Annotated in this window: 16 protein-coding genes and 1 pseudogene; 2 read left to right on the top strand and 15 right to left on the bottom strand. The window is 48.6% G+C overall.

Going from position 1 to position 12,507, the window contains the following annotated elements:
• Positions 1-103: 103 nt before the first annotated feature.
• The 11 genes from ACQ4M4_RS11990 to ACQ4M4_RS11940 form a co-directional block, all read right to left on the bottom strand.
• The gene (locus tag ACQ4M4_RS11990) at positions 104-244 is read right to left on the bottom strand and encodes an SDR family NAD(P)-dependent oxidoreductase (protein ID WP_430684710.1); all 141 of its coding nucleotides are present in this window, start codon (positions 242-244) and stop codon (positions 104-106) included.
• A gap of 152 nt (positions 245-396) precedes the next feature.
• Positions 397-1,350, bottom strand: coding sequence for a DUF5996 family protein (locus ACQ4M4_RS11985; RefSeq protein WP_430684709.1), 954 nt, complete (start codon positions 1,348-1,350; stop codon positions 397-399).
• Positions 1,351-1,420: 70 nt separating this feature from the next.
• On the bottom strand, positions 1,421-1,696 hold the full coding sequence (locus ACQ4M4_RS11980; protein WP_430684708.1) for a UBP-type zinc finger domain-containing protein: 276 nt from the start codon (positions 1,694-1,696) through the stop codon (positions 1,421-1,423).
• 207 nt (positions 1,697-1,903) lie between these two features.
• Positions 1,904-2,872, bottom strand: a complete 969-nt coding sequence (locus tag ACQ4M4_RS11975) for a zinc-dependent alcohol dehydrogenase family protein (RefSeq protein WP_430684707.1) — start codon at positions 2,870-2,872, stop codon at positions 1,904-1,906.
• 106 nt (positions 2,873-2,978) lie between these two features.
• The gene (locus ACQ4M4_RS11970; RefSeq protein ID WP_430684706.1) at positions 2,979-3,230 is read right to left on the bottom strand and encodes a Rid family hydrolase; all 252 of its coding nucleotides are present in this window, start codon (positions 3,228-3,230) and stop codon (positions 2,979-2,981) included.
• Positions 3,197-3,376 (bottom strand): hypothetical protein, encoded by a 180-nt coding sequence (locus ACQ4M4_RS11965; RefSeq protein ID WP_430684705.1) that lies wholly within the window; start codon positions 3,374-3,376, stop codon positions 3,197-3,199. Before ACQ4M4_RS11965 ends, ACQ4M4_RS11970 begins: the two co-directional genes overlap by 34 nt.
• 486 nt (positions 3,377-3,862) lie before the next feature.
• Positions 3,863-4,759: a pirin family protein gene (locus tag ACQ4M4_RS11960; RefSeq protein WP_430684704.1), complete on the bottom strand. Its 897-nt coding sequence runs from the start codon at positions 4,757-4,759 to the stop codon at positions 3,863-3,865.
• Positions 4,760-4,793: 34 nt separating this feature from the next.
• Positions 4,794-4,985 carry a hypothetical protein gene (locus ACQ4M4_RS11955; protein ID WP_430684703.1) on the bottom strand — a complete coding sequence of 64 codons (192 nt, stop codon included), beginning with the start codon at positions 4,983-4,985 and terminating at the stop codon, positions 4,794-4,796.
• A gap of 155 nt (positions 4,986-5,140) precedes the next feature.
• Positions 5,141-5,806 carry a hydrolase gene (locus tag ACQ4M4_RS11950; RefSeq protein WP_430684702.1) on the bottom strand — a complete coding sequence of 222 codons (666 nt, stop codon included), beginning with the start codon at positions 5,804-5,806 and terminating at the stop codon, positions 5,141-5,143.
• Positions 5,807-5,921: 115 nt separating this feature from the next.
• On the bottom strand, positions 5,922-6,758 hold the full coding sequence (locus ACQ4M4_RS11945) for an alpha/beta fold hydrolase (protein WP_430684701.1): 837 nt from the start codon (positions 6,756-6,758) through the stop codon (positions 5,922-5,924).
• A gap of 44 nt (positions 6,759-6,802) precedes the next feature.
• Positions 6,803-7,360 carry a DsbA family protein gene (locus ACQ4M4_RS11940; protein WP_430684700.1) on the bottom strand — a complete coding sequence of 186 codons (558 nt, stop codon included), beginning with the start codon at positions 7,358-7,360 and terminating at the stop codon, positions 6,803-6,805.
• Between the two features lie 449 nt (positions 7,361-7,809).
• Between ACQ4M4_RS11940 and ACQ4M4_RS11935 the strand changes: the two are divergent.
• Positions 7,810-8,661 (top strand): annotated as a pseudogene (locus ACQ4M4_RS11935) (IS1 family transposase).
• Between the two features lie 60 nt (positions 8,662-8,721).
• On the opposite strand, the gene ACQ4M4_RS11930 reads toward ACQ4M4_RS11935, so the two are convergent.
• Together ACQ4M4_RS11930 and ACQ4M4_RS11925 are read right to left on the bottom strand one after the other, a co-directional pair.
• Entirely contained in the window at positions 8,722-9,132 is a 411-nt protein-coding gene (locus ACQ4M4_RS11930) for a hypothetical protein (RefSeq protein WP_430684699.1), read from the bottom strand.
• Positions 9,125-10,012, bottom strand: coding sequence for a pirin family protein (locus ACQ4M4_RS11925; protein ID WP_430684698.1), 888 nt, complete (start codon positions 10,010-10,012; stop codon positions 9,125-9,127). The genes ACQ4M4_RS11930 and ACQ4M4_RS11925 overlap by 8 nt, the downstream gene beginning before the upstream one ends.
• Positions 10,013-10,136: 124 nt before the next feature.
• On the opposite strand from ACQ4M4_RS11925, the gene ACQ4M4_RS11920 reads away from it, so the two are divergent.
• The gene (locus ACQ4M4_RS11920) at positions 10,137-10,691 is read left to right on the top strand and encodes a PadR family transcriptional regulator (RefSeq protein ID WP_430684697.1); all 555 of its coding nucleotides are present in this window, start codon (positions 10,137-10,139) and stop codon (positions 10,689-10,691) included.
• 37 nt (positions 10,692-10,728) lie between these two features.
• On the opposite strand, the gene ACQ4M4_RS11915 is transcribed toward ACQ4M4_RS11920, so the two are convergent.
• On the bottom strand, positions 10,729-11,670 hold the full coding sequence (locus tag ACQ4M4_RS11915; RefSeq protein ID WP_430684696.1) for an alpha/beta fold hydrolase: 942 nt from the start codon (positions 11,668-11,670) through the stop codon (positions 10,729-10,731).
• Positions 11,671-11,891: 221 nt separating this feature from the next.
• Positions 11,892-12,506 (bottom strand): response regulator, encoded by a 615-nt coding sequence (locus ACQ4M4_RS11910; protein ID WP_430684695.1) that lies wholly within the window; start codon positions 12,504-12,506, stop codon positions 11,892-11,894.
• Position 12,507: the final 1 nt, after the last annotated feature.

Here is a 12,507-nt window from a genome sequence, read left to right as displayed (position 1 = left end):
GTTTGACGAAAGTCTTGAAGGTGTTTGAACATCATAGGGTCAATGTCATTAAAGTACTTCATTGACCTTACGGCAGTCAGTGGCTCTCATTGACTGCCTTCTTTTACAGAATTAGTCCAAACTCGAGGGTATAGGTGAGCGCAACGGCGGCCCCATCGTGAGCGAGACGTTTGGCGATCGCCGCTCCCAAACCGCCTGAACCGCCCGTAACCAGTGCAACTTTGCCTGCCAGTGTTGTCGTCATAATGTACTCTTTTGCGTGTAAAACTTTTGATGCAGGCTTATTCTGTGATCATCTTGCCGATAGCATCTGCAATCATCGTTTGTTTCTGGAATCTTGCATGTCTAGAAAGGCGATCGCTTCGATCACTTTGCAGTGGCGTTAGCTTGCGACTATTAACTGTGAGTGGCGATCGTTGGAGTATGCTCCAGAGCAGCTCGATCCCAATGGCCTAAGTTGGCTGCTGCTTCATAGGTGCTTTGGAAAAAGGCCAGGAGCATTGCATCCGGATCGTCAGCTTGTCTCACAGCTTCATAGGGGAGGATAAACTCTTGCATTTCTGAGCTGTAAAAAGCTTCTTTGGGTTGGATTGGGTAATCTCGAAACCCTTCCGGCGCAGGGTAAGCATAAGCATAAAAAATAGGCTCCACAACTGCCCCACCCCCTGGCCAAAAGCCACAGCTGCTAACTTCGTGGGAATAGGCTTCGCGCGTGACCCAATCTGCCATATTCGGCACCCCACCAGGATGTTCTGGCGCAGAACGACCGGAGAAACGAGTCACAGCGAGGTCAAAGCTGCCCCAAAAGAAATGCACAGGGCTGGATTTACCAACAAACCGTGAGCGGAATAAGGTCATGACCCGATCAACTTGCACGAGAATTTGCCAGAACCGTTGGGCATACTCCGGATCGTAAGCTGCGTGTTGATAGTCCTGATCAAACGGGATTGGTTCTGACACTTCTTGCGGCATTGTCCAGATTTGGACTTCGATGCCGATGTCGCTCAATGTAGTTAGCACCATTTGGTAAAAATCTGCCACAGAGCGAGGAGCCAGCGCAATTCTTTTAGTAATGCCGTCGCTGGTGTCGATTTGTAGCTGATGGTCAAAAAAATCAAAGCTGACTTGAAAGTTACGGGTGCCGCAAGGGATTGAAGCGGTTGTTAGTCCACGCGGTGTGACGTAAAGAGTAGATTGCCACCAGTGATTGAGTTTAGGTGCCAGTGCCAGCCGAATTTTACCAACGATTTGCGTCCATAGATGGAGAGTTGCATAGGTATCTTGCCAATCTGCTACGGGCAAACTGGGCCAAACGCTGTCGATGGGAGTACTCTGATTAGGAACAGCCATAAGAATCACTCACATGAGGAGAGCATGTTGAAGAAATGAGAAGGAAATCTAGGTGACGTCAAAATTGCTATCAGTAGTCTTTTCCCTGTTCATCTGCAAAACACCATAGCCACTGCTCCCCCAGTTCAGCCGAACTGACTACCGCATGACTAGTTTCTTCATAATGACGGCGAGCATGTTGATACTTAGAAGAATCGCAGCACAGCATTTTGCCACAGGTTTGGCAAATCCGAAGATGTACCCAGCGACTATTTGTTTTAATGCACTCTTCACAGCGAAAAACTGGATAGGCTGCTTTAGAAATCAGGTTTTCTACAGTTAGATTGTTGAGATGTTCGCAGGTCATAGTTTTTGGGTATCCTGGTAGGAGACAACGGTGAATCGAGTGATTGATGCTGATCTGAAACCTAAAATCAGGTGTTTTAACTTTTTCCTTGGCTGAATTTCTGATATCTAACTCTCTCTTCTGTTCAAGTGGATGCTTTAACAGAGCGAAGGCAGTTTCTCTATCGGTGCGTCCTTCTCCTCAACGTAGTCGCCAAATCACGCTGGGCTAATTTTCTGTGAACTTCAGCACAATTTTGCCCCGTGTTCCTCCCTGCTCTAGATGCTGATGTGCCAGAGCGACCTGATCCCAAGACCATACTGAATCAATCACTGGGCGAAGCTGATGACGCTCGATGAGTTTTGTCAAAGCCTCTAATTTTGCTCGATACTGGGGTGAAAAAACAAAATGAATCGTCAGATTCTTACCCCATGCTTCAAGCAGCGATTGCGGTATGGCAATGTCTACAATGCTTGCAAGCCGACCGAAGGGACGAATGATTTCTAGACTACGCTGAATGGTTTCTCCGCCGATTGTATCTAGAACTAAATCCACACCCAATCCATTTGTTGCTTGACGAATAACTTCCACGTAATCTTCATTTTTGTAATCAATCACCCGATCTGCGCCCAGTTCTGTCACGAAATCTCGGTTTCTAGCACTGCACGTCGCAAAAACGTATGCCCCGATCGCCTTGGCGAGTTGAATTGCGATCGAACCCACTCCACCCGCACCCGCATGGATGAGAACTGTTTCACCCACTTGTAGATTGCCCCGAGTCACTAGACAATCCCAAGCAGTTCCGCCTGCAAGCGGAAAAGAAGCTGCTTCAATATGCGATAGATTTGTAGGCTTCAATGCAACAATCGCTGCATCAGCCACGTGATATTGAGCGTAGCTACCGGATTCTCCAAAAATTTGCGGCGAGTAATACACGTTGTCTCCCACCTTGAAATCAGTCACAGCTTCGCCAATTGCCTCAATCACCCCTGAGACATCGACTCCAAGGATGGCGGGTAATTGAACCAGTTCCTTGTAATCACCACGACGAGTTTGGTAATCGACCGGGTTAATGGAGGTTGCACAAACTCTGACTAACACCTGATTCGCCTTCAGTTTTGGCGTGGTAACCGTTTGAATCTCAAACTTCTCAGCATCACCAAACGCAGTTAATACGGCTGCTTTCATAGATTCCATCTGTGCCAACTCTCCTTGATTTAAAGTGAACAGTGACGGGATTTCGATACCACTCAGCGGAGGTGACTCCCTAACTTCGCAGTAGCCTGTTGCCGCTTGTGCAAACTCACGGAACAATGGCAGTAACACGAATTTCAATCCGCATCGTTGGCAGTCCAAGCGCCGCGACTCCCACCTGTGTCCAAATGGGGGCGTGGTTAGGCATGTAATGGCGATATAGCCTGACCATCACGTCGTTAACTTCTGGGGGCAACCCGCCAACATGGTAAGAATTGACGTGGACAACATGCGCCCAACCCGCACCAGCGGTTGCTAAGGTTCGCTCTACGTTCCGAAACGCTTGAGTAATTTCGTCCACAAGCGATTCAGGAATTTGCAGATTGTCATCCCAGCCACCTTGCCCAGATTTTCGCGATCGCCAATTTTTACCGCTTGCGAGTAATGCAAGTTATTCAGCATGTATTCCCCATAGCCAGGGGTAACAAAAAACTTGGGCTTATTCATGGTGTTCCTCTTTCCTTCGCGTCTACCAGAGAAGACTACTTTTGCATCCACCGCACCAAACACGATCGCAAATCTGTTTCAATGTCATTCCAGTCAATCGCCGAGAACATTTAGACCAGCGATCGTAAGTCTAAGTATTGATAGAAAGCTTGTGTAAAGCTTCCTGAGCAGATGTCAGATTGGGGGTTGCTGTACATTTACTTGTTTGTCTACAGTTTGCTCTTTGACCACGTTAGATTCTCCTAGTTGGTTCTATCTCAACTGTATTGATTCCAATGCTTAATTTCTTTCAAATTCTTATTTCATTCGCGAATGAAACCAATAAAAAAGGTCTGACGATTGTTTAGTCGTCACTCGAGAATTGCTGAGAATTTTGCTGACAATGCCGATTTGAATTCAACTTGCAATTACCGCTCAAAGCGGCTTCGGCAGCTCATTTTCTTATCAAGTACAAATATTTGTTCAACCTTTCAATGTTTAGACAGTTTACAACGGCTGTTCCTTAGGGATATCTATCTCCTGAGGTAGGGGAATAAATTCTGTTTCTTGAGGAACTCGATCAAATCGGCCCGCTTGCCAATCTTGCTTGGCCTGTTCAATGCGATCATGACAGCTGGAAACAAAATTCCACCACTTCTCTCGTTTTCCAACAGGCTCGCCCCCAACGATAATACAGCGAGCATCCTGTTCAGCAGATATGTGAACTGCCGAGCCAGAAATCAACACAGCTAGCCGGTGCTGCTCCAGCGAAACATCATTGATTTTCAACCCTTCTGTCACGCTGTAAACGGCCTGCTCACTATAGTTATCTGGCAATGTAAACTGTGCTCCTCTAGCTAGCTGTACATCTAGATAAATCATTGGTGAAAAGGTTTGCACTGGAGAAACACGACCATAAGCCTCACCGGCAATGGGAGTGAAGGAGACGTCGTTCTCTCTCCAAGTAGGCAACTCGGCAGCGGGGTGATGCCGAAACCAGGGATCTGTCTCCTCGTGCTCATCCGGCAGTGCGATCCAGGTTTGGATTCCATGAAGCGTTGTTTCAATACTGCGCTCATGGTCAGGGGTTCGTTCGGAATGGACAATTCCCCTACCAGCGGTCATCCAGTTCACATCACCGGGCCGAATCACCTGAACGCTGCCTACGCTATCACGGTGCATCAAAGCACCTGCAAACAGGTAGGTCACGGTTGCCAGATTGATGTGCGGATGGGGTCTGACATCAACACCTTTGCCAGGCGGAAGTGTTGCAGGCCCAATATGGTCAAAAAAGATAAACGGGCCGACCAGAGTAAGCACGTCTGAAGGCAGCAGACGACGGGCCTGAAACCCTCCTAAATCTTGGATATGCGGCGCGATAATATGCTGAATGAAATCTACCATGATGGGCACCACAATCGATAATGAAACGGTTAGTTTACTGGTAAACTGCTGAACTGATCATCGGATGGCCTGTTTCCTCACAGTTCATTAATCCTATGCCATCAATTTCATCAGCTTGCACCGCATAGGATTGGTTCAACAACTCAGCGACTTCTTGTGCGATCGCAATCAGAGCATAATTAACTGGAGAGTCAGATGGTGCGTTTGCTGCGTACGTCATACTCATACTGACCTCCTGCGGCGTGGGCAATGCTGTCGTGAGACAATCCATCTGAAGACCTCTAAATATAGCTGTATTAGTGCAAGGCACTGCTCTTGCCTACTGAGGGAGTTAGCGACACGAGGGCATCGGAGGACAAACAACAAATCTCTTACAACCTTCTAATGTCCAACTGAGGTGACTAGAGAGGATGTGGCAAGGAGCTGATGTTCCCAGGCAAGGGCTACCGCACTAGCACCGCCGTGCTCAAGAAGAATCTCTGATACACCCGCAGCTGTTTCTGTGCGTGCCCAATCGCGCTGCCATTCAGCAAGTACAGCCATCCAGTTGATTGGAATTGCACCAGCCTGAACCATCCGGCGAACTGCCATGTCATGAGCCTCCGCAGTAACACCGCCTGAAGCATCGGTAACGATGAATACTTCATAACCCTCACCCAGCGCCTGGATTGCTGGCATTGCGAGACAGATCTCGGTGTAAAGCGCAGCAAGTATAAGTTGCTTACGGCCACTTTCCTTCACTACATCTGTAACATTTGGATCTTCCCAGGTATTGATGAAAGTGCGGTTGATCGGTTTTTGATCAGGAAAAACATCCTGTAGTCTTTTAATGATATACCCCCCTCTTTCTTCAATGACTGTGGTCAGGATTGTGGGTACGTTGAACACCTTTGCCGATTTGGCAAGACCAATAACATTGTTAATGATCATCGTAGGTTCATGGCTGTTCAAGTTGGTGAACTGATAAGGCTGGTGGTCAATCAGTACCAGAATGCTATCTTCTGGACGAAGCAGTCCTTCTAGGCCGATTTTTGGATTTTGAGACATCGCTATAAGTTCCTACTCAATGTTTACTTTGCAGACATGTCCGGGCGGGTGAGCCTGCCTCAGCGAGGAGCATCACAGAGTTTATTCACAGTCCAGGAATTCGGCAGGTTACTGATTATTTCTGCTGAAGAAAGTCCAGTAACGCGGGATTGACCTGATCGGCATGAGTCCAGTTGATGGCGTGCGGCCCGCCAGGAATAACAACCAGTTGACTGTTTTTAATCAGCTTGGGAAGTCTTGCTGCGGTGGACTCAAGCGGCAAAATGCGATCGGCATCACCATGAATGATCAGGGTTGGTACATCAATGCGGGGCAGATCGTCGCGGAAATCGGTGAGCCAGGAAGGGACGCAATCTAAAGTCCCTTTGGCAGAGGCACCTACGGCAACATTCCAACTGGCTTGAATTGCTTCATTGCTGATACGCTCGTCCAACAACACATCCACATTGAAGAATGCTTTGAAAAATTCAGAAAAGTAAGCTGGACGGTCTTCAACGATCGCTTTCATAATGCCATCGAAAACGCTTTGATTGACCCCTTCAGGATTATCATCGGTCTTCAGCAAAAAGGGCGGCACGGGAGCCATCAGCACCGCTTTCTGCACCCGCTCTGAGCCATATTTGCCAAGATAACGTGTAACTTCGCCGGTTCCCATTGAAAAGCCGACCAACACGGCATTTTGCAAGTCAAGCTTAGTCATGAGAGTATTGAGATCGGCGGCAAAGGTATCGTAGTCATAGCCAAACGAGGGTTGGCTGGAAGCCCCAAATCCCCGGCGATCGTAGGTAATTACTCGATACCCCGCATTCAGTAGCACTAAGACCTGCTTTTCCCAGGAATGTCCGTTGAGGGGAAAGCCGTGAATGAGAACAATCGGTCGGCCTGTCCCCAGATCTTCATAGTAAAGATCAATGGTTGCAGAATTTTCTTGACCAACAGTAACGTAAGGCATTGGAATCTCCTATAAGTACCGCATTGAATCTCGTCGGATTAGACTCAATTACTTGCAGCAATAATGGCTGCCATCAACTCTGTCGTATTCCAGTGTCCGGTGTATCGACTTCCATTGATAAAAAGGGCTGGGGCAGTCGTTACTCCACTCTCTATTCCACTTTTGATATCTTCATTAATGCGCTCGATATTGACCTGTTTAGGTAAGTCTTTGAGAAACTGGGGAATATCAAGCCCTAAATCGTTGGCGTATTCGACTAGATAACCATTCTCCAAGTTTTGCTGATGGGCAAATAACGTATCGCTCATTAACCAAAACTGCCCCTGGGCAGCGGCGGCAACGGCTGCCTGGGCTGCCCGTTGAGCATGAGAATGAATCTGTGGCTGTGGAAAATGGCGGAAGATAAATGATATATGATTCTCTCCGAAAGCAGCATCAAGCTCTCGCTTGATCAGCTTAATGATTTTGTAAACATCTCCACTTCTAGAGCACTGATAGTCTCCATACATCACCAGCACTACCTTGGCACTTGGTACACCTTGAATCCAATCTTGGGCTGAAGGAGGTACAAGTAAGGAACTGCGGCTACGATCATCGTTCATATTTCTAAATCTGCATCAAGCACGGAACCTTGAAATTTGTTGACTCAATCTATTGCCTACCTAACCGTTTACTACACGTTCAATATAGGCGATCGCCTGCAAGCCGTCGCCTATAGCGAGTCAAATTTTTTGTCATACAAATTGATAGAGTAGCTATGCCGTCGCAGAGTAGAGGGCGGGCTATAACTTAAGTTAGAATCGGGCACATTGATTCGTTTAGAAAATACATCAATTCGCAGATTAACTGTCAGAGTAGGCAGTATCATTCGCCAAACGTTTCTTTCCCAATCGGGCGGATTCCCAACTCGATGAATTGGGAAATCAACAGACACCTGAACACGCCGCGTATGCTTACAATTCAGTAAATATAGTGCATAAAAGCAATTGGTAGTGCATCAAATTATAGTGGGCGAGTTAAAGTTAGGGAGTTCTACTCTAAAACAAGACCGATGGAATGTCTGCTCTGTGGTCATCCCAGCACTCGCAAACACGGCAAAGCTCCCAATGGCAGCCAACGTTACTTCTGCCCGCACTGCAAGCAAACCTTTAATGAACGTTTTGACACCTTGTATTATCATCGCCATGTCAAGCCTGAACAGATTCGACAGGTGCTCCAAGCACACAGCGAAGGCAGCAGACTGAGGGGCATTAGTCGAACCAGTGGACTGGCCTACAATACCGTAGTCAGTATTGTGCGTGCTGCCAGTCAGCAGGCACAGTTAGTGCATAACGCGGAAGTTCAATCGGTACCGACGGAGAACGTAAGTGCCGATGAGTGATGGTCATTTGTTTCAAAAAACAGAAACAGTGCCTTCCCCAAGAGCTAGCCGCAGGGGATTGTTGGATTGCAGTTAGTTTAGCCAATTCCAGTGGATTGATTTTGAGCGCAAGGGTTAGGAAACACACCGATGCATTGATTGAGGAATGGGTGGTTAGCAGTGAAGGGAAAACGGCCTGCAAGCGATTCAATAGCGATGACTGGGGAGGCTATGAGCGTGTGTTACCTCCAGAGATACTTCATCAGATTGGTAAAGATAGAATGCAACGCTTAGAGAGAACCAACGGAATTGTCAGGCAACACACCGGACGATGGCTAAGCCTACGGCACGCTACGCGAACGCAAACAGAATAAGTTTGGCAAGGTGTGGGAACAGACGAAGGAAACAACGCGGTTAGTCGTAAGTTACTTCAACTGGGTTTGGCAGCATAGCCGATTCAAGACAACAGCAGCACAGCGAGCGGGATTAGCGCAAAAACCTTGGACTTGGCATGATCTCGTTACCTACCCCACCATTATTTAATGCACTACCAAGCAATTCGTCCAGATTAAATTTAACCTGAACGAATTGCTCAATTGATAGTTAAGCTTTAGTCGCTAGCAGTGTGACCACATTAGCATGAGCTAACACCACATCGGGGCTACGCTGAAGCGCCATATCATACTTCACAGCAAAGTCATTTCCAACTTCATCCGGTGTGAGTAGAATCTGAACATCAGCAATGAGAGCAGCGATCGCCTCGGAAGTGGTCGGCTCATCAGAGTGGATTAACTCATCAATTTGCACAATCAATTCTGAAAGGCGATGTAACCAGGCAAACTGATCGTGATTGATCACTAGTTGCAGCATTTCACCATTAGAAACCCGTCCGCGCACCTGTTCGTAATGACTACGCTCCATATCCAACAACAGCTTATGCAAATGCAATAGCTTGATGCGTATATCGGTCAGCAGTTGATGTTGAGCAATGCGGTTTTGAAGTGTGTTAAGCATGAATATGTCCCATCCTTCCATTTCGGTAATCGTCGATCGCTTGCAGGATTTCGGCTTCAGTGTTCATCACAAAGGGACCGTAGCGCACCACAGGTTCATTCAGCGGCACTCCAGCAATCAGCAGTAGATCAAGGGGTTGGGTGGCATCCGCAGGGTTGGCGATCGCCACTTCCTCACCATCTGGTGCAAAAATCACCATTTGCCCATCTTCACCCCGTTCCTGCTCAGTGCCAAACAAACCAGACCCATCGAGGACATAGGCAAAGGCGTTGTACTCTTTTGGTACTGGTTGAACCATGCTTGCTCCCGGTTGTAGCGTGAAGTGCAGGTAAATAATTGGGGTGCGGGTTTCAATCACGGCTTTCACCCCTAATGCTTCTCCCGCAATTACGCGCACCGTCACGTACCCATCTTTGGTCTGAGCCACCGGAATCTGTGCTAGTGGAATTTCCTGATAGCGAGGAGCAATCAGCTTGTCCCGCTGCGGCAAGTTAACCCACAGTTGAATGCCGTGCAGTCGCCCACCCGTGCGGGTAAACTCAGCTTCTGGCATTTCGGAATGCACGACGCCTGCCGCAGCGGTCATCCACTGCACATCACCGGGATTGAGCAGTCCGGCATGGCCGACCGAGTCCTTGTGCTCCAGCCGTCCATCCAGAACATAGCTAACGGTTTCAAAGCCACGATGGGGATGATCCAGTGCGCCCTTTGCTTGACCGGGCTTTAGATTCACAGGACCCAATTCATCGAGAAGGAGAAAGGGGTCAAACTCGAAAAAGCTGCTCTTGGGAAAGGGACGACGCACCAGGAAGCCTGCTCCCTCAAACGTTTCTACACTATTAATGATTCCAGCAACGGTTCGGAGCGTTTGAGTTGTCATACAGTTGCCTCCAGGTGAACAATTTATAAGATTTATCCTATATATGATTAATCATATAATAGCATGGGAGTATATAAAATCTATGGGTAGGGCTTGTCCTACCTAATCGTTCGGTAAACCGTCTATGTCTCTTGCCCATGTGATTCTAGGTCTGCTCCAGCAACAGGAGCGAACCGGCTACGACCTCAAAACCGAGTGCTTTGACGATTGCATTTCTCATCTGTGGCCAGCAGATCAGGCGCAGATCTATCGGACTTTAGACAAACTGGAGTCACGGGCGTGGATTACCTGCACCGTTGAGATTCAGCGCGATCGCCCTAATCGCAAGGTTTACCAAATTACTGAAGCCGGTGAAGCAGAGTTAGCCCACTGGCTTCAGACGCATCATCCGTTGCCCGTATTGCGAGAGCCGCTGCTGGTGCAACTCTATTTTGCGGCTCAGTTGCCTAATGAGGCGATCGTGCATTTGCTAGAGCAGGAGCTGGCAGCACGGCAAGAAAAGCTAGCCCAGTATGAGGCGATCGAAGCTCTATCTTTGAGTGAACCAACTGTATCGCGCGAACAAGACCTGCATTGCCTGGTTTTGGACTTAGTGAAACAACGGGAACAGACTTATTTAGATTGGGTGAAAACGGCGATACGTGCTGTGCACACGCTGCGCGATCGCAACAATCCGTAGCTAGTCAACGTTATCAATGGTGGCACGACTGACGGCACTAAATTTTCACCGTAGTGGAACTAATAGTGCTGTCGAGGAACGCGCGGATCAAAGCTGATACCTCCTCCGCATGCGTCTCCAGCGCGAAATGTCCGGTGTCAAGCAGATGAATCTTTGCATCTGGGAGATCTCGCTGATAAGCGGTGGCACCAGCGGGCAGAAATGTGGGATCATAACGTCCCCAGACGGCGAGAAGCGGCGGACGGTGCTCGCGAAAGTAGGACTGGAAGGCGGGATAGAGCGCAACGTTGCTGCGGTAGTCGAGAATCAGATCGAGTTGGATCTCCTCCGCGCCCGGTCGCGCCATATAGGCAATGTCGAGTTCGTAGCCGTCGGGCGATAGAAGGTTTGGATCGGCTCCTGTCCCATACTGCCAGTTCCGGATTGTGTCCGGCGCAAGTGAGGATCGGCAGGCTTCCCGGTTCGCTGCGCTCGGCTCACGCCAATAGGTCTCCCACGGTCCCCATTCGTCACTGAAACCCTCGATGTAGGCGTTGCCGTTTTGCGAGATGATCGCAGATATCCGTTCAGAATGGCGCATCGCCAGACGCAGTCCCACCGGTGCACCATAGTCAAAAATGTAGAGCACATATTGATCGAGCGACAAAGCATCTGTGAAGCCCTCGATCACGTCGGCAAGGTGGTCAAACCTGTAGTCGAATATCCCGCGCGGCGGCACCTTGGTCTGTCCAAAACTAGGCAGATCCGGTGCGACGAGCCGAAAGCGATCGGCAAGGAGAGGGATCAGGTCGCGGAACATGTGGCTAGCGGTGGGAAAGCCGTGCAACAGTAGTATCACCGGCGCAGCGCTTGGCCCCGCCTCGCGGTAAAACACTTCAACGTCGCCGACATGACGAAACCCGTAGCGTATTTTCATCGTACAACCCTCTTTCCTTTCGAAGAAATTTAGTGTGTTCCCGTCGGCACCTTCACCACTCATCTTTCTCCATCCGTATCAGGCAGGAAACTTTGCAACTTACTTGCTCGATCCCTCGGCTACATGTCTATTTGCATAAATTCAATGTAGGCGATCGCTTTCATACTGTCGCCTACAGCTAGATGAATTTTTTACACTATAAATTGGTAGATCAACCATGCCATCGTGGAGCAGAAGGCTGGTTCTAACTTAAGTTAGAATCCAAATTTGATCGAAAGCACACCCTATAAACTGACGATGCCGCGTTTAACCGCAACAATCACAGCTTGGGTGCGATCGCTAACATCTAACTTATTCAAAATTCGATTGACATGGGATTTAACCGTGCCTTCACCGATGCTCAAAGCCGCCGCAATATCGGCATTACTCTTCCCCTGAGCCAGGGAACGGAGTACTTCTAGCTCTCTTTCACTCAGTTCTGGGTTGCTGAGTCGCTGTGCCAACTTTGCTCCCACATCGGGTGGAATATACTGCTGACCCCGATGAACGGTGCGAATGGCATTCAAAAGCTCGTCCGGTTCAGTTTCTTTCAGCAGATATCCTTTTGCCCCTGCCTGTAATCCCCGATAGATATCTTCGTCACTATCATATGTGGTCAGTACAATAATCCGAGCCGATTTAGCAGCCGCGCAAATTGCACCGATGGCGGCAACTCCTTCCACTTCCGGCATTCGCAGATCCATCAACGTGACATCCGGTTGGTGTTCCTCAAATAGCGCGATCGCCTGTTCCCCATTCTCTGCTTGAGCAATCACCTGCATATCTGGGTCACGGTTGATAATTGTGGCTAATCCTTGCCGAAAGATAGCGTGATCGTCTGCGATTAGAACTCGAATCATC

The sequence above is a fragment of the Leptolyngbya sp. AN02str genome (genome assembly GCF_050565595.1).
Classification (GTDB): domain Bacteria; phylum Cyanobacteriota; class Cyanobacteriia; order Elainellales; family Elainellaceae; genus Kaiparowitsia.
The sequence above is the reverse complement of the archived record's forward strand: the minus strand, read 5'-3'. Positions and strand labels throughout refer to the sequence as shown.

Bases quoted from the DNA above. Each gene is read 5' to 3' on its own strand.
- ACQ4M4_RS11985 (WP_430684709.1), bottom strand. From the start codon at position 1,350: ATGGCTGTTCCTAATCAGAGTACTCCCATCGACAGCGTTTGGCCCAGT.
- ACQ4M4_RS11955 (WP_430684703.1), bottom strand. From the start codon at position 4,985: ATGAGTATGACGTACGCAGCAAACGCACCATCTGACTCTCCAGTTAAT.
- ACQ4M4_RS11945 (WP_430684701.1), bottom strand. From the start codon at position 6,758: ATGCCTTACGTTACTGTTGGTCAAGAAAATTCTGCAACCATTGATCTT.
- ACQ4M4_RS11950 (WP_430684702.1), bottom strand. From the start codon at position 5,806: ATGTCTCAAAATCCAAAAATCGGCCTAGAAGGACTGCTTCGTCCAGAA.
- ACQ4M4_RS11940 (WP_430684700.1), bottom strand. From the start codon at position 7,360: ATGAACGATGATCGTAGCCGCAGTTCCTTACTTGTACCTCCTTCAGCC.
- ACQ4M4_RS11980 (WP_430684708.1), bottom strand. From the start codon at position 1,696: ATGACCTGCGAACATCTCAACAATCTAACTGTAGAAAACCTGATTTCT.
- ACQ4M4_RS11915 (WP_430684696.1), bottom strand. From the start codon at position 11,670: ATGAGTGGTGAAGGTGCCGACGGGAACACACTAAATTTCTTCGAAAGG.
- ACQ4M4_RS11925 (WP_430684698.1), bottom strand. From the start codon at position 10,012: ATGACAACTCAAACGCTCCGAACCGTTGCTGGAATCATTAATAGTGTA.
- ACQ4M4_RS11920 (WP_430684697.1), top strand. From the start codon at position 10,137: ATGTCTCTTGCCCATGTGATTCTAGGTCTGCTCCAGCAACAGGAGCGA.
- ACQ4M4_RS11930 (WP_430684699.1), bottom strand. From the start codon at position 9,132: ATGCTTAACACACTTCAAAACCGCATTGCTCAACATCAACTGCTGACC.
- ACQ4M4_RS11910 (WP_430684695.1), bottom strand. From the start codon at position 12,506: ATGATTCGAGTTCTAATCGCAGACGATCACGCTATCTTTCGGCAAGGA.
- ACQ4M4_RS11990 (WP_430684710.1), bottom strand. From the start codon at position 244: ATGACGACAACACTGGCAGGCAAAGTTGCACTGGTTACGGGCGGTTCA.
- ACQ4M4_RS11965 (WP_430684705.1), bottom strand. From the start codon at position 3,376: ATGAATAAGCCCAAGTTTTTTGTTACCCCTGGCTATGGGGAATACATG.
- ACQ4M4_RS11975 (WP_430684707.1), bottom strand. From the start codon at position 2,872: ATGGAATCTATGAAAGCAGCCGTATTAACTGCGTTTGGTGATGCTGAG.
- ACQ4M4_RS11960 (WP_430684704.1), bottom strand. From the start codon at position 4,759: ATGGTAGATTTCATTCAGCATATTATCGCGCCGCATATCCAAGATTTA.